This is a genomic window from Streptomyces sp. CG 926 (assembly GCF_003148825.1).
In the GTDB taxonomy this organism is placed as follows: Bacteria; Actinomycetota; Actinomycetes; order Streptomycetales; family Streptomycetaceae; genus Streptomyces.
In genome coordinates this window covers 103,909-119,074 of record NZ_QGGZ01000010.1, presented here as the reverse complement: position 1 = coordinate 119,074, position 15,166 = coordinate 103,909, and the positions used below count along the sequence as shown (strand labels likewise).

The window sequence follows — 15,166 nt, the reverse complement described above, 5'->3', positions numbered from 1 at the left end:
CGGGTGAGGTACCGCCCGGCCGCTGTTCTTACGGATCCGTGACGTACGGCCCGGTATGGGCGAAGCGGGGCGGTGCGCGGCATAGCGTCGGGGCATGCGCGTACTTGTGACTGGAGGAGCGGGCTTCATCGGCTCGCACATCGTCGCCGAGCTGATCGGCCGTGGCCATGACCCGCTGGTTCTCGACCTGGCGAAGGACGGGCGGGACGTACGGGACCCGCATGCCGTGGCGGAGGCGTTGGCGGGCGTGGACGCGGTCTGTCACCAGGCGGCCAAGGTGGGGCTCGGGAAGGACTTCGGCGACGCCCCCGGCTACGTGTCGGCCAACGACCTGGGCACCGCGGTGCTGCTGGCCGAGATGGCACGTGCCCGCGTGCCGCGGCTGCTGCTCGCCGGGTCGATGGTCGTCTACGGCGAGGGGCGCTACGAGTGCCTCGACCACGGCATCGTCCGGCCCGGCCCGCGCGCCGAGAGCGACCTGCGGGCCGGGCGGTTCGAACCGCGCTGCCCGGTCTGCGGCGCCGACCTGGCGCCGGGGCTGGTCACCGAGGACGCCCCGACCGACCCCCGCAACGTCTACGCCACGACCAAGCTGGCCCAGGAACACCTCGCGTCCTCCTGGGCCCGGGCCACCGGTGGGCGCGTCATCTCGCTGCGCTACCACAACGTCTACGGGCCGGGGATGCCCCGCGACACCCCGTACGCGGGAGTGGCCGCGCTGTTCCGGTCCTCGCTCGCGCGGGGCGAGGCACCGCGCGTCTTCGAGGACGGCGGACAGCGCCGGGACTTCGTCCACGTGCGGGACGTGGCCGCGGCCAACGCGGTGGCCCTGGAGGCCATGGAGGCCCCGGCCGGGGTCACCACGGCCACCGGGCCCGCGGGCTTCACCGCCTACAACGTCGGCAGCGGCGACCCGCGGACCGTCGGCGACATGGCCGAGGCGCTGGCCGCCGCGTGCGGCGGCCCGACGCCGGTCGTCACCGGCGAGTACCGCCTCGGGGACGTCCGGCACATCACCGCCGACTCGGCGCGGCTGCGCTACGAGTTGGGCTGGCGCCCGGTCGTCCCGTTCGCCGCGGGCATGGCCGAACTGGCCACGGGCCAGGCCGTTTCCTTTGCGACGGGGCCGTGACCCAGGCCTAGCAGACCTTGATCATCCGGCGGGGGTCGAGCCACCCCGCCGGTCGGCCGGGGTCAGCGGAACACGTCGATGTGCTCGCGCACCCAGTCGTCGTACGTGCGCGGGGGACGGCCGATGACGTCCTGCACGGACGGCCGTTGGTCGAGCGTCCATCGAAGGAGCTCGGCGTATCGGGCGCCGTACACCTCGAGGGCGAACAGCGTCACGTCGATCGCGCCTTCGGGCCAGCCGAGACCTCGCCACACCGCCCGGCACTCGTCGGGCGTCAGGTCGACCGTGCCGAGGTCACGGCCGAGGGCGGCAGCGACGCTCCGTATCCGTGCACGCGTGCTCAGCGGTGGGCCCACCGCCTCCACGACCGTCCCGGCGTGGTCGTCACCGGTCAGGGCCGCGGCCGCCACGGCGGCGAGGTCCTCCTCATGGATGAAGGGGTAGTGCCCGGCACCGAGGAAGGCCTCCCGGACCACCCCGTCGGCCCGGACGGTGTCGGGCCAGTCGGACCCCGTGGCCGGGTAGGTGCCCTCGATGACGGCACCCATCACGGCCGACGGCCGGATGTGCGTCCAGGCGAGGCCCGAAGCCTCCACGGCCTTCTCGATCGCCAGCCAGAACCAGGTCTCCGGTGGATTCGCCGCCTCGTACTCCGGCCCGTGGGACGACAGCAGGACGATCTTCCCGGCACCGGCTCTCCGAGCGAGAGCAAGGGCGTCCTGGACCGTCGAGGGATGGGCACCGGCGAGGAACACGGCCCCGACACCGTCGAAGGCGTGGGCACACTCCAGCGGTCGCGTGATGGACCCCTCCACGACTTCGACCCCGTCGGGCGGGCCGTCGAACCGGTCCGGCTCCGCCATCACCCGCACCCGTCGGCCCATGGCGAGCAACTGCCGTGCAAGGCATCGGCCGACGATCCCGGTGGGGCTGTTGCCCTCGTCCTTGCGCGGACCGACGACGGTCAGCAGAACGGGGCGTTCGCAGGGCGGCACCTTCTCATGGCGCTCGAAATTGTCCACGGCAAGAACCTTCCACGTGTAAGCGGAGATCTTGCACCTGGCCCGGACACCGGACGGCCGAGGCCGTATCCCGTGCCGACAAGAACCATGGCTGCGGATCGAGTTCGACCACCCTAACCCGGCGCGGGCTCACATGGGAGGGCAGTCGCACATCCGGTCCCCGTGCATCCCCTGGGCGTTCAATCGCCCTGAGACGGCCGGGTATTACCTAGCCGGCGGCGGCCGGCAGGGTCAGTTCGAAGCGGCAGCCGCCGGAGACGTTGTGGACGTTCGCGTGGCCCGCGTGGGCCTCGACGATGCCCCGGACGATCGCGAGGCCCAGGCCCGCGCCGGAGGGAGGGGTGCGGGCCGGGGTGCCGCGCCAGCCCGTGTCGAAGACGCGCGGGAGGTCCTCCTCGGGGATGCCTCCGCAGGCGTCGGTGACCGAGACCACCACCGAGTCCGCGCGGCGTTCGGCGGCGATCGCGACCGTACCGTCGGCCGGGGTGTGGCGGATGGCGTTGACCAGGAGGTTGGACAGCACCCGGGTCATCTCCTTGCCGTCGACCTCCACCGGCAGTGAGGCGACCCCCTCGCCGACCAGCCGTACACCGTGCTCGCGGGCGAGCGCGTCGGTACCGGCCAGGGCGTCGCCCACCAGGTCGTGCAGCGACATCCGGGTCAGGGTGAGGGACAGCGCGCCCGCGTGGATGCGGGAGAGCTCGAAGAGGTCGCCGACCATCGAGTTGAGGCGGTCCACCTCGGTGCGGATCTGCCGGTGGTAGCGGGCGGGATCGGCCGCCATGCCGTCCTCCAGCGCTTCGGACATGGCGCGCAGCCCGGCCAGCGGGGTGCGTAGATCGTGCGAGATCCAGGCCACGAGCTCGCGCCGCGAAGCCTCCAGGGCCCGCTCGCGCTCCCGGGAGGCGGCCAGCCGGTCGCTGGTGAGGGCCAACTCGCGGCTCAGCGCCGTCAACTCGGCGGGGGCGGGCACGGTCGGCGCCGCGAACGTACCCTCCTCCCCGAAGACCCGGGCCGCGCGGACGAGTTCCCGGCAGCGCCGAACGACCTGACGGCCCAGCAGCAGCGCGGTGACCATCGAGACGGCCGCCGCCGTCGCCACGACCATGGTCACGACGGCCAGGTCGTGGGAGGACAGGAACATCGCCCAGGCCACGGTCAGGGTTCCGGCGAGCATCGCGGACACCGCGACCGCGGCGACGATCGCGAGGGAGACGGCGACACTGCGCCTGCGCAGTATCCGCAGCGCCACCGCCCCGAGCAGGCCGGCCGCGCCCGCGCCGAGGAGCGCGTACAGGGCGATCAGCAGAAAGTCACGCATGGCCGTCCTCCGAGCGGACGTCGTGAGCGGACCCGGTGTCCGGGGCCGCCTCGAAGCGGTACCCGGCACCCCAGACGGTCCGGATCAGCTGTGGGTTCCCCGGATCGTCCTCGATCTTGCCCCGGAGCCGCCGGACGTGCACGGTGACCGTCGACAGGTCGCCGAAGTCCCAGCCCCAGACCTCGCGCATCAGCCGCTCCCGGTCGCAGACCTGGCCGGGGTGGCCCAGGAAGTAGGCGAGCAGGTCGAACTCCCGCAAGGTAAGGGCGAGTTCCCGGCCCTCCTTGTGGACCCGGCGGGCCGCCGGGTCCAGCACCAGGCCCGCGACCGACAGACGCGGACCGCCCTGCGGGCCGCCCTCCGGAGCGTCGGCCGGGGCGCCGGCCTGCGCCCGGCGCAGTACGGAGCGCACCCGCAGCACCAGCTCCCGCGGGCTGAAGGGCTTGGTCACGTAGTCGTCCGCGCCCACCTCCAGGCCCAGGATCCGGTCGTCCTCGTCGCCACGTGCGGTGAGCATGATGACGGGGACGGGCCGGCGACCGTTCTCCCCGGCGCGCAACCGGCGGCAGACCTCCAGCCCGTCCATCCCCGGGAGCATCAGGTCGAGGACCATCAGGTCGGGCCGGTGCTCCTGGGCGGCGCGCAGTCCGGCCGGGCCGTCCGCCGCCAGGCGGACCGCGAATCCGGCCCGCTCCAGGTAACCGGCCACGACCTCCGAGACCGTCGGATCGTCGTCGACGACCAGAACGCTGCCCTGGGCGCCGGCGCCGAGCCCCTCGTTCGTACTCTCCGTATTGCTCACTGCCATGCCCCCAGGCTGCCACCCGTCGCGGCCCGCGGGTGGCCCAGCCCCCCTTCCACAGGACGGCGTCCGCGTTTCGTAAGGTCTGCGGCCCCCCTTTCCGCAGTTCCGGTTCCTACGGTGTGGAGGGTGACTTCATCAGCTTGTGCTCCGCCCCGCGCGGACCTCGTACTGCCGTGCCTCGACGAGGCGCAGGCGCTCCCCTGGGTGCTGGCGCGGGTGCCGGCCGGATGGCGCGCCATCGTCGTCGACAACGGTTCGACCGACGGCTCGGCGGAGATCGCCCGGAGCCTGGGCGCCACCGTCGTCAAGGAGAGCCGGCGCGGGTTCGGCGCCGCCTGCCACGCCGGGCTGCTCGCCGCCCGCGCCGACCTGGTCTGCTTCTGCGACTGCGACGCCTCCATGGACCCCGGGCTGCTCGCCGCCATGGCGGTGCGCGTCGCCGCCGGCGAGGCCGACCTGCTGCTCGGCCGCCGCCGACCCCAGGGGCGCGGCGCCTGGCCCGTGCACGCCCGCGCCGGGAACCTCGCGCTCGCGCGGATGCTGCGCCGCCGTACCGGACTGCGACTGCACGACCTCGGACCGATGCGGGTCGCGCGCCGCGAGGCCTTGCTCGGCCTGGACCTGACCGACCGGCGCAGCGGCTACCCGCTCCAGATGGTCGTCCGGGCCGCCGACGCCGGCTGGCGCGTCGCCGAGACCGACATCCCCTACCTGCCCCGATCCGGGAAGTCCAAGGTCACCGGCACCTGGCGGGGCACCTGGCACGCGGTGCGGGACATGCGCGAGGTGCTCGCCGAGCCGCCGGGCGGCCGGCCCGCGCCCACCGAGGGGGTTTCCGCATGAGCACCCTCCTCGTCATCGCCAAGGCGCCCGTCGCCGGCCGGGTCAAGACCCGCCTCACCCCGCACTTCACCCCGGAACAGGCCGCCGAGCTGGCGCGGGCCGCGCTCCAGGACACCCTGGCCGCCGTCCTCGCCACCCCGGCCCGGCGGCGCGTCCTCGTACTCGACGGGGCGCCCGGGCCCTGGTTGCCCCACGGCATCGAGGTCGTCCCGCAGTGCGCGGGCGGGCTCGACGCCCGGCTGGCCGCGGCCTTCGCCCGGGCCGAGGGGCCCACCCTGCTCATCGGCATGGACACCCCGCAGGTCACCCCGGACCTGCTCGCGCGCGGCCTCGACTTCGGCGAGACGGACGCCTGGTTCGGCCCCGCCGACGACGGCGGCTTCTGGGCGCTGGGCCTGGCCGAGCCGGACCCGGCCCTGCTCCTCGGCGTACCCATGTCCCTGCCGACCACGGGCGAGGCACAGCGTGCCCGGCTGATCGCCTCCGGGCGGACGGTACGGGACCTGCCCGAGCTGTGCGACGTGGACACCCCGGCCGACGCGGCGCGCGTCGCCGCCGACGTACCCGCCAGCCGCTTCGCCACCCTGCACTGCGGCCTGCGCGCGGTGACACGATGACCGCCCAACTCGCCGAACCCGCCCTCGCCTGGCGGGCCGACCCCTACGCCGACGCGCTGCGCGCGGGCCAAGGCCCCCTCTACCTACGGCGCTCGGACGGCTGGCTGCTCCCGCTGGACGTCGAGCGGTGGTGCGCCGAACCGGACGAGGCGGACGAAGGCGTCCTCGCCCGCTGTACGGGGCCCGTCCTGGACATCGGCTGCGGCCCCGGGCGCCTCGTCGCCACCTTGGCCACGCGCGGGCACCGGGCGCTGGGAGTGGACGTCACCCCCGAGGCCGTGGCCCGCACGACGCGGGCCGGCGGCAGCGCGCTGTGCCGGTCCGTCTTCGATCCGCTGCCCGGGGAGGGCCGCTGGGGCACCGTCCTGCTCATCGACGGCAACATCGGCATCGGCGGCGACCCGGCCGCGCTGCTCCACCGCGCCGCCCAGCTCGCTGCCCCGGACGGCTCCTTGCTGGTCGAGGTGACCACCGTCGATGTGGACGAACGCGTGGAGGTGTACGTCGACGACGGCCGCGGCGGCCGCGGGGCGCCCTTCCGGTGGGCCCGGCTCGGCGCCCGCGCCCTGTGCGCCGAAGCCGTGGACGCCGGCTGGACCCGGCCCGTGACCTGGCAGGCCGGCGGCCGCGACTTCGTGAGCCTGCGGCGCTGACCGGGTCGGGAAGAAGCAGCACGTAGGGGGAGTCGATGCCCGTCGGCATCGACTCCCCCTACGTGGTCGCCCTGCTCAGCGCCGACGGGCCGTCCGTCGGCGCCCCCATGTGCGCGCTCCCGCGTACCCGGCCGTGAGTACGCCGATCGCGGCCATCGCCAGCAGCCAGTTCCGCGGATAGTCCAACGGCAGCACCGACGGGTTCGCCACGCCACCGGGACGCAGGAGCGGCGGCAGAGCGATCACCGTCAGGGAACCCGCGACGACCAGCGCGGCGCGCGGGACCCCGCGCAGGCGTAGGCCCGCCGCCGCGCACAGCGCCCCGACCCCGACGATCGACGGGGCGATCAGTCCGTCGTGCACGAGGACTCCACCCGCGAGCCACAGGGCGATCCGCCCCGGCTCGGGTTCCCGCACCAGCAGGAGGCCGCCGAAGGCCATCACGACCACGCCGACGCCACCGACCGCATGACGGAAGGCCATCACGCCACCTCCAGTCGGCCGACCCACTTGGTCTGCAGGACGCCCGGCCGGTTCGGGGCGATGATCCGCGCCGGGTAACCGTGGTCCAGCGACAGCACCTCACCGTTCAGACGCAGCGCCAGCAAGGTGAGCGGGTCCTGCGCGTACAGGCGGCCCATCTCCATCACCCGGTACGCGCCCACCGCTTCCAGCGACACCACCCGGCAGCGCGCGTCCGGGCCCCCGCCGGCCAACTCCAGCAGGTCCCGTACCCGTACGCCCGTCCACCTCGCGGACTTGCTCCAGCCCTCCACACAGGCCAGGGGCAGGGTCACCTCGTGCTGCGGGAGCGCGCGCAGCTCCTCCAGGGTCAGGGCGGCCGGGCGCGGCCCCGTCAGGGTCAGCCGCCAGCCGTCCAGCGAGGCCGCCGTGACGCCCGCCGCGGCGGCCGTACGGTTCACCGGAAGCCCCTGCGGGCCGTGCGCCGGACTGCGCGGACCGAACAGCTCCAGCGGGCCGAGCGCGGTGACGGACTGCCCGACGGTGGTCAGGGTGACCGCGCCGACCCCGGCCACGACCGCCGCCAGGAGCTGCCGCCGGTCCGGACCATCGGTCTCGGGCAGGGCCAGGGTGCCGGGGGAGCGGCGGGTGAAGTGGTCGCGGATCAGCGGCCATTGCACGGCGACGTGCAGCAGCAGAGCCCCCAGCAGGACCCAGCCGACGGCGTAGTGCACGGGAACGAAGGAGAACGGCCAGGGGTACCACTGGAAGGTGTTCAGCAGCCCGGTGAACAGCTCGAAGACCGCGGCGGCGACGAGCACGGCCACCGAGAGCCGTTCCAGCGCGTGGAGCACGGACCGTACCGGCGGCCACGCGAAGAGCCGCGGGTAGACCGTCCACAGCTTGGCCGCCAGCAGCGGGATCGAGGCCGTGCCGGAGGCCACGTGCAGCCCCTGGGTGAGCCGGTAGCCCCAGTACGGGCGGCTCGGGAGCCGGTCGGCCAACCAGAGCGGCGGATGCTGGAGGAAGTGGCTGAGCACACCGGTGGCGAAACAGACGACGAGGGCGAGCCCGAGCAGCCGGCCGATCACCGTCGCGGTACGGGCGTCGTGCAGCCGCGCCGTGAAGGTGATCGGCGGGCCCGGGGGCGAAGGGAAGCGCATGAGCCCATCACACCCCCGCCGAGGACCCGATGGGCGGGTGGAACACCTTACGGAATGCGGACATGCGGTTCGGCGGACGCCACTTGCGGACCCACTGCTGGAACGCTGCGGAGGTGACATCCCGTACCGTCCCGACCGCGCTCGCGACCTCCCTCGCCCTGACCGCCGTCCTCGCCCTGACCGCAGTCCTCGTCCTGACCGTCCGCCACGACGGCTACTTCACCGACGGCACGGGGCTGTTCCTCCGGTACGCCGCCTGCTGGGCGCTGTTCGCCCTCGCGCTGCTCGCCCTGCGCAAGATCCCGGCCGCCCACGTCGCCCCCCTGCTCCTGGCCGGCGCGCTCGCCGTCGCCGCGACCGGACTGGTGGCGCCGCCCCGTACCAGTACCGACTCCTACCGCTACGCCTGGGACGGCCGGGTCCAGTCGGCCGGCATCTCCCCGTACGACCACGCCCCGCAGGACCCGGGACCGGCCCGACTGCGCGACCCCTGGCTCTTCCCCACGGGCACCGCCTGCGCGGGCCCGGACCGCGCCCCGATTCCCGGCGGCGGCCCCGTCGCGCACTGCACCCGCATCAACCGGCCCGCCGTGCACACGATCTACCCGCCCGTCGCCGAGGCGTACTTCCTGGCGGTCGACCAGCTGTCACCGCACGGAGCCCGCCACAAGCCGCTCCAGATCGGAGCCGGCCTCCTCTCCCTCGGCGTGACAGGCGCGCTGCTGCTGATCCTGCGCCGCCGGGGGCAGGACCCGCGCCGGGCCGCGTACTGGGCCTGGTGTCCCGCCGTACCGATCGAAGCCGTGAACAACGCCCACGTGGACGTGCTGGGCGTACTGCTCACCGTGATCGGCCTCGGACTCGTCGCGGAGCGCGGGCCGCGCCACCGGGCCGCGGGGGGTCTGGTCCTCGGCGCCGCCGTCGCCACCAAGCTGATGCCCGCCGTCGTCCTGCCCGGGGCGCTGTCCGGGGTGCGCCGGGTCCGCGACGCCGCCGCCGTCCTGGTCCCCGCCGCCGCCTTCACCCTGCTCACCTACCTGCCCTACCTCCTCCTCTCGCACGGCTCCGTCCTCGGCTACCTCGGCGGGTACGTGGACGAGGAGGGCTACGACGACCCCTCGGCCGGCTCCCGCTACGCCCTGCTCCGCCTCGTCCTGCCCGACACCTGGGCGCTCCCGGTGCTCCTCGCGGCCATGGCGGCCGTATCCCTGTACGTGATGCGGCGCGGCGACCCCGAACGCCCCTGGAGCGGCGCCCTCCTGGTCACCGGGTGGGCCTTCGTGCTCCTGACCCCCGGCTACTCCTGGTACGCCCTGCTGCTGATCGCCCTCGTGGCGCTGGACGGCCGCTGGGAGTGGCTCGGCATCGCCCTCGCGGGCGCGGCGGTCTACCTCCTCGCACCCGTCCTCGGCCACCGGTCGGCGCTCGGCGTGAGCGCGTACGGCGCCGCGGTCCTCCTGATCGTGGCGGCCGGAGCCGTCCGTCGGTGGCGCGGGACCGGCGAACCGGGGGAGACGGCCGCGGCCCGCGACCGGGTCATGAACTCGTGAGGACGACGAGCCGCTGCGTCGCGCGCGTCATCGCGACGTAGCGGTCCACCGCTCCCTCGATCCCTGTGCCGAAGGTCTGCGGATCGACGAGCACGACGAGGTCGAACTCCAGCCCCTTCGACAGCCCCGGGGTCAGCGACCGGACCCGGGAGGTCTCCCGGAAGGCGCCGGCCCCGAGCTCCTCGGCGCCGATGACACAGGCGACCCCGTCGGCATGCGCCGCCAGCCAGCCGTCGAGGATCGCGTCCAGTTCCGTGACGGAGCCGTGTACCACGGGAACGCCGCTGCTCCGGACGGAGGTCGGCACATTGGCGTCCGGGATCGCCTCCCGGATCGCCGGCTCCGCCACCACCATGACCTCTTCGGGCGTCCGGTAGTTGACGCTCAGCGGGGCCACGTCGATCCGGTCGAAGCCGATCCGCTCCAGCCGCTCCCGCCACGACTCCGCGAACCCCTGCCGGGCCTGAGCCCGGTCCCCGACGATGGTGAAGCTCCGGGACGGGCAGCGCAGCAGCAACATCTGCCACTCAGCGTCGGTCAGTTCCTGGGCCTCGTCCACGACGATGTGCGCGAACGGCCCGGCGAGCAGGTCCGGGTCCGTCCCGGGCAGCGCACCCTCGTCGATCAGGCTGTCCTGCAGGTCCTTGCCGCGCAGCATCGTCACCGCGCCCTCACCGTCGTCATCGGCCGCGAGCAGGTCGTCGATGACTCCGGCCATGCGCTCGCGTTCGGCGGCCACCGCGGCGCCCCGCCGCCGCAGCCGTCGTGCCGACTCCGGATCGCCGAGCCGCTGTCGCGCCGCGTCCAGGAGGGGCAGGTCGGACACCGTCCAGGCGTGGGCGTCCGCGCGCTGCAGCAGCGCCACCTCCTCGCGACCGAGCCAGGGAGCGCACATCCGCAGGTAGGACGGTACCGACCACAGGTCCCCGACCAGATCGGCCGCGTCGATCGTCGGCCACGCGCGGTCGAGCGTCCCGATCAGCTCCTCGTCGTGGCGCAGCGATCGGCGCAGCAGGTCGGGCGAGAGGTCCTCGTCGTCGAGCTTGTCGAGCAGGATCGACACCAGTTCCTCCCAGATCTGCTCGCGCGCCTCGTTGTGCGGCGTACCGGCGGCCGCCTCGAAGGCCTCGGCCCAGTCGGCCGGGCTCAGCCGGACGTCGGACCAGGGAGTCGTGACCGTCGTCCCCGCGGTGGGCGGCTCCTCGTAGATCCGGACGGCCTGCTCGATCGCCTTCACCATGTCCGCGGACGACTTCAGCCGCGCCACCTGCGCGTCGGTCTCGGGCGCGGCCGTGGCCCCCTCGGCGACGAGGTCCCGCACGGTGCAGGTCTGCACGCCCTCCTCCCCGAGGCTGGGCAGGACATCGGCGACATAGGCCAGGTAGGGCTGGTGCGGGCCGACGAACAGCACGCCGCCCCGACGGTGCCCGAGGCGGGGGTCGGAGTAGAGGAGGTGGGCGGTGCGGTGCAGGGCCACGACGGTCTTGCCCGTGCCCGGACCGCCGTCGACGACCAGGGCGCCCCGCGAGCCCGCGCGGATGATGGCGTCCTGGTCGGACTGGATGGTGGCCAGCACGTCACGCATCCGCGGCGAGCGGCTGCCGCCCAGCCCGGCGATGAAGGCGGACTGGTCGTCGAGCGCGGCGTGCCCCTCCAGGGCGTCGGCGACGAACACCTCGTCCCAGTAGTCACCGATCCGGCCGCGGGTCCAGCGGTACCTGCGGCGGCTCGCCAGGCCCATCGGGTCGGCGTGGGTCGCGGCGAAGAACGGCTCCGCCGCGGGCGAACGCCAGTCGATCAGCAACCGGTTGCCGGCGTCGTCGGTGAGGCCGAGCCGCCCGATGTACACCGGCTCGGGATCGTCCTCGCCGACCATCCGACCGAGGCACAGGTCCAACCCGAAGCGCCGTAGTGCCCGCAGACGACCCGTCAGCCGGTGGATCTCCACGTCCCGGTCCATCGCCTCGCGGCCCAGACCGCCGGGAGCCCGGCGCAGTGCCTCGAGACGGTCGGACACCTCGGCGATCGTCCGCTCCAAGCTCTCCGCGACGGCCGCGAAGTGCTTCTCGTCCGCGCCGATCAGCGCGGGGTCGGCCTTGGGGGCCAGACGGGCGGGAAGATCGAACGCACTGGTGGTCAGGGAGTTCATATCAGGGCTCCTTTCCGCGGTGGCACCCGCGGACTCATCGAACGACCCGTCGACCGACAACAGCACACGCACTAGGGGGATCTCCCGTTTCCGCAGGTCCTGGCTTCGAGATGCGATTCTGCGGGACGGGTGGGGCCTTGCCGCAAGCCCCCCTGTGCGTTATAACTTGAGAGTGGAAAGGAGTGGGTACTCCTCCTCTCCCCTTGATCGTCCGCTCCGTACGGACGTCCCCCCGCCGAGTGGCAGCGCGCAGCGCCCCTGTCCCGGCCTTCCCTCCCTTCCGGTGAAACCGGTGACCTGCCGCGCGTTCATCCGTACGGCCGCACTGCGGATGCCGCCCCCGGCCGGCCGGGGCAGGCTGTGGGAGCAAGGAGAGCCGCCACAGCCTGCCCTGGCGCAGCTTCAGCGTCATCCACCGGATCCCGAGGGAACCACGGCTCCCGACCCCGTAGGAGGTCAGCCATGCAGGGTGACGAGAGCGCGGGCGAACTCGCGGCGCTGCGGGCCAGAGTCGCCGTCCTGGAATCGGAGGCCGCGCGCAGACCTCCGCCCAAGCACCGGATGAAGTCACTGCTGTCCGCGGTGCTGATCATCATCGGCTGTGTGCTCGCCCCGCTGGGCATCGTCGCGTCCTGGACCTCCAGCATCGTGGGGAACACCGACCGCTACGTCTCCACGGTCGCCCCGCTGGCCTCCGACCCCGATGTGCAGGCCGCCGCCGCCAACCGGGTAACGGCCGCCCTGATGGAGCACCTCGACCTCGAAACCCTGCTGGAGGACGCGGCCCCCGAGCAACGGCCGCTGCTCCAGAAGGCCCTGGGCAAGCTCGGCGGCTCGCTGGAGAGCGCGGTCAGCAGCTTCGTCAAGGAGAAGGCACAGGACGTCATCGCATCGCCCCAGTTCGAGACGATCTGGACGAATGCCAACCGCACGATCCATGCGTCGCTGGTCAAAGCCCTGACCGGCAGTGGCGACGGCGCGGTGGAAATCAAGAACGACGCGGTGACCATCGACCTCGCGCCGGTGATCGAACAGGTGAAAACACGGCTCGTGGACGCCGGTATGGGTGTCGCGGCCAAGATCCCCGAGATCCACACCGACTTCACCGTCGTGCAGTCCAACGACATCGGTCGGGTCAAGACGGGCTTCAAGCTCCTCGAGATCCTCGGCCTGTGGCTGCCGATCATCGCCATCCTGCTCGTCGCCGCGGGCGTCCTGCTCTCCGCCCACCGGCGCCGCATCCTGGTCACCGCGGCCCTCGCGGTGGCGTTCTCCGTCGCGGTCCTCGGCCTCGGGCTGACCGTCTTCCGTACGGTCTACCTCAACGCGCTCCCGGACACCGTCTCCCAGGCCGCGGCCGGTTCCGTCTACGACGCCATGATCCGCCTGCTGCGCACGACGATCCGCATGGTCGTGGTCCTCGGCATCGTGATCGCCCTCGCGGCCTGGCTCTCCGGCCCGGGCAAATACGCCACGGCCGCCCGCCAGATCTGGCACTCCGGGATCGTCGCCACCCGCGCCACGGCCGACCGGCTGGGCCTGCGCACCGGCCCGGTCGGCCCGTTCATCCGGCGCCACCGTGCCTGGTTCACCTGGGGCCTGGTCGCGATCGCCGTCCTCGTGTACGTCCTGTGGTCCTACCCGACCGGCTGGGTGGTCGTGGGCCTCGCCCTCGCCCTGCTCTTCGCCCTCGCGGTCATCGACTTCCTCGCCGAGGACACGACCGTCCCCGTCGAGGGGACGACCCCGAGTCCGCACCCGTCATGACGGAGCGTCGGCCGGGCGCCGAGCGGCGCCCGGCTGGGCCGCCGGGATGCGCTGGGTGAAGAAGAGCGCGACCAGGGCGGCGAGGGCCAGGATGGCGAGCGCGGCCCGCAGTCCGTCGATCCGCGCCTTCTCGTTCGCGTCGAGCGCCGCCTGCGCCACCACCGGATCCGTGCCCGTCTCTTCGAGGGCCTTGCTGAGCTGCTCGTCCGACAGGAACGGCGCGGTCCCCGCGAGTTGCGTATGCGCCCGCGTCTTGGCCTCGGCCGGGATCGCCGGATTCTGGTCGACGGTGGCGAGGAACGAAGCCGCCAGCACCGCGATCATGATCGACCCGGCGACGGCGGTGCCGATCGAGGCGCCGAGGTTGGTGACGGTGTTCTGGATGCCGCCGACCTCGGCGCTCTGCTCGTCCGGTACGGCCGACACGGTGACGGCCCCGAGCTGGGAGGCGAGCAGCCCGATCCCGAGCCCGATGAGCAGCATGGGTACGGTGACGACCGCCGCGCCGGAATCCGGGGTGAGGGCGGCCAGCAGGACCACGGCGCCGGCGAACATCGCCAGGATTCCCCACCGCACCACGCGTCGGGGTGAGGCGTTCGGGCGGAATTTGGGGACCCCGATCGCGGCGGCGAGCAGGGTGATCGAGAGCGGTAGGAGCAGCGCGCCCGTATGGAGGGCGGACAGGCCGAGCGCCACGGACAGGTAGAGCGGGACGACGAAGAACACGCCCATCTGCACGAGGTACTGGAAGAGGAACATCGTCAGGCCGCCGGTGAGCTGCCGGTTCTGCATGAGTTGCGGGTCCACGAGCGGTTCGGCGCCCCGCGCCACCAGGCGTGCCTCCCAGCGGAAGAACAACCAGACCAGCATCAGTCCGGCCAGCACCAGCCAGACGACGGGCGAGACGCCGAACCAGGAGGGGCCCCCGGCCTTGGGCCGGAACCAGCCCCATTCGCTCGTCCGCAGGATGCCGAACACGAACAGCCCGATGCCCGCGGCGGACAGGACCGCGCCCAGCACGTCGATCCGCGGCCGGTGCTCCGGGGGCGCGTCGGCGATCCGCCGGCCCAGCAGCAGGATGACGAGGACCATCACGACCTCCCCGGCGAACACCCAGCGCCAGGAGAAGAAGGTGGTCGCGAAGCCGCCGATGAGCGGTCCGACCGCGATCGCCACCGCTGCCGCCGCCGCGACCAGGCCGTAGGCGGCGGGCCGTTGCGCCTTGTCGAAGTTCGAGGCGACGAGCGCCACGATCGCCGGCATGATCAGCGCCGCTCCCACACCCTCCAGGAACGACCAGCCCACCAGCAGGAGCGTCAGGTTCGGGGCGAGCGAGGTCGTGAGGGAACCGAGCCCGTAGACGACGCAGCCGATCATGAACGCCCGTTTGCGGCCGATGAGCGCGCCGACCTTGCCGCCGCTGATCATGAGCATCGCCATCACCAGGGTGTAGGCCGTGATCGCGCCCTGCATACCGCTCACCGTGGTGCCGATGTCCTCCGCGACCGTGGCGATCGAAACGTTCATCACCGAGCTGTCCAGAGCCATCAGGAACTGCCCGGCAGCGAGTGTCAGCAGGATGAGCCTGGTGTTCCCCGCGTTCCCCGCCGCCCCGGCCGGTCCCGCTTGCGCTGCTGTCATGCGCGCAGCGTGCCACGGTCGTGGGAGGCGGCCGGGCACCT

The 15,166-nt window shown here is 73.2% G+C and carries 13 protein-coding genes; 6 read left to right on the top strand and 7 right to left on the bottom strand.

The window, feature by feature from the left end; genetic code table 11:
* Nucleotides 1–94 precede the first annotated feature (94 nt).
* Nucleotides 95–1,132, top strand: coding sequence for an NAD-dependent epimerase/dehydratase family protein (locus BCL76_RS25730; RefSeq protein WP_109781769.1), 1,038 nt, complete (start codon nt 95–97; stop codon nt 1,130–1,132).
* 62 nt (nt 1,133–1,194) lie between these two features.
* Here the strand turns inward: BCL76_RS25730 and BCL76_RS25725 are convergent, their stop codons facing one another.
* The 3 genes from BCL76_RS25725 to BCL76_RS25715 form a co-directional block, all read right to left on the bottom strand.
* Nucleotides 1,195–2,154 carry an SDR family oxidoreductase gene (locus BCL76_RS25725; protein WP_258309903.1) on the bottom strand — a complete coding sequence of 320 codons (960 nt, stop codon included), beginning with the start codon at nt 2,152–2,154 and terminating at the stop codon, nt 1,195–1,197.
* Nucleotides 2,155–2,362: 208 nt separating this feature from the next.
* Entirely contained in the window at nt 2,363–3,475 is a 1,113-nt protein-coding gene (locus BCL76_RS25720; RefSeq protein ID WP_109781768.1) for a sensor histidine kinase, read from the bottom strand.
* Complete coding sequence (locus tag BCL76_RS25715; protein ID WP_109781767.1) at nt 3,468–4,283, bottom strand: response regulator transcription factor; 816 nt, start codon at nt 4,281–4,283, stop codon at nt 3,468–3,470. Before BCL76_RS25715 ends, BCL76_RS25720 begins: the two co-directional genes overlap by 8 nt.
* A gap of 123 nt (nt 4,284–4,406) precedes the next feature.
* Here BCL76_RS25715 and BCL76_RS25710 point away from each other — a divergent pair, with 123 nt between their 5' ends.
* From BCL76_RS25710 to BCL76_RS25700, 3 genes are read left to right on the top strand one after another with little or no spacing between them, the layout of a single operon-like run.
* On the top strand, nt 4,407–5,123 hold the full coding sequence (locus tag BCL76_RS25710) for a glycosyltransferase family 2 protein (protein WP_109781766.1): 717 nt from the start codon (nt 4,407–4,409) through the stop codon (nt 5,121–5,123).
* Nucleotides 5,120–5,740 carry a TIGR04282 family arsenosugar biosynthesis glycosyltransferase gene (locus tag BCL76_RS25705; protein ID WP_109781765.1) on the top strand — a complete coding sequence of 207 codons (621 nt, stop codon included), beginning with the start codon at nt 5,120–5,122 and terminating at the stop codon, nt 5,738–5,740. The genes BCL76_RS25710 and BCL76_RS25705 overlap by 4 nt, the downstream gene beginning before the upstream one ends.
* Nucleotides 5,737–6,393, top strand: a complete 657-nt coding sequence (locus tag BCL76_RS25700) for a class I SAM-dependent methyltransferase (RefSeq protein WP_109781764.1) — start codon at nt 5,737–5,739, stop codon at nt 6,391–6,393. The genes BCL76_RS25705 and BCL76_RS25700 overlap by 4 nt, the downstream gene beginning before the upstream one ends.
* Before the next feature lie 75 nt (nt 6,394–6,468).
* Here BCL76_RS25700 and BCL76_RS25695 read toward each other — a convergent pair whose 3' ends face one another.
* Both BCL76_RS25695 and BCL76_RS25690 read right to left on the bottom strand, forming a co-directional pair.
* Nucleotides 6,469–6,876, bottom strand: a complete 408-nt coding sequence (locus BCL76_RS25695; RefSeq protein WP_109781763.1) for a hypothetical protein — start codon at nt 6,874–6,876, stop codon at nt 6,469–6,471.
* On the bottom strand, nt 6,876–8,018 hold the full coding sequence (locus BCL76_RS25690; protein ID WP_109781762.1) for a molybdopterin-dependent oxidoreductase: 1,143 nt from the start codon (nt 8,016–8,018) through the stop codon (nt 6,876–6,878). The genes BCL76_RS25695 and BCL76_RS25690 overlap by 1 nt, the downstream gene beginning before the upstream one ends.
* A gap of 113 nt (nt 8,019–8,131) precedes the next feature.
* Here BCL76_RS25690 and BCL76_RS25685 point away from each other — a divergent pair, with 113 nt between their 5' ends.
* On the top strand, nt 8,132–9,568 hold the full coding sequence (locus BCL76_RS25685; protein ID WP_258309902.1) for a glycosyltransferase 87 family protein: 1,437 nt from the start codon (nt 8,132–8,134) through the stop codon (nt 9,566–9,568).
* Here the strand turns inward: BCL76_RS25685 and helR are convergent.
* Nucleotides 9,555–11,717 (bottom strand): RNA polymerase recycling motor ATPase HelR, encoded by a 2,163-nt coding sequence (helR, locus tag BCL76_RS25680; protein ID WP_109781760.1) that lies wholly within the window; start codon nt 11,715–11,717, stop codon nt 9,555–9,557. The two genes, BCL76_RS25685 and helR, sit on opposite strands and share 14 nt — an antisense overlap.
* Before the next feature lie 462 nt (nt 11,718–12,179).
* On the opposite strand from helR, the gene BCL76_RS25675 reads away from it, so the two are divergent.
* Nucleotides 12,180–13,484 (top strand): hypothetical protein, encoded by a 1,305-nt coding sequence (locus BCL76_RS25675; protein ID WP_109781759.1) that lies wholly within the window; start codon nt 12,180–12,182, stop codon nt 13,482–13,484.
* Here the strand turns inward: BCL76_RS25675 and BCL76_RS25670 are convergent.
* Nucleotides 13,479–15,125 (bottom strand): MFS transporter, encoded by a 1,647-nt coding sequence (locus tag BCL76_RS25670; RefSeq protein ID WP_109781758.1) that lies wholly within the window; start codon nt 15,123–15,125, stop codon nt 13,479–13,481. The genes BCL76_RS25675 and BCL76_RS25670 overlap by 6 nt on opposite strands.
* Between the last annotated feature and the right edge of the window lie 41 nt (nt 15,126–15,166).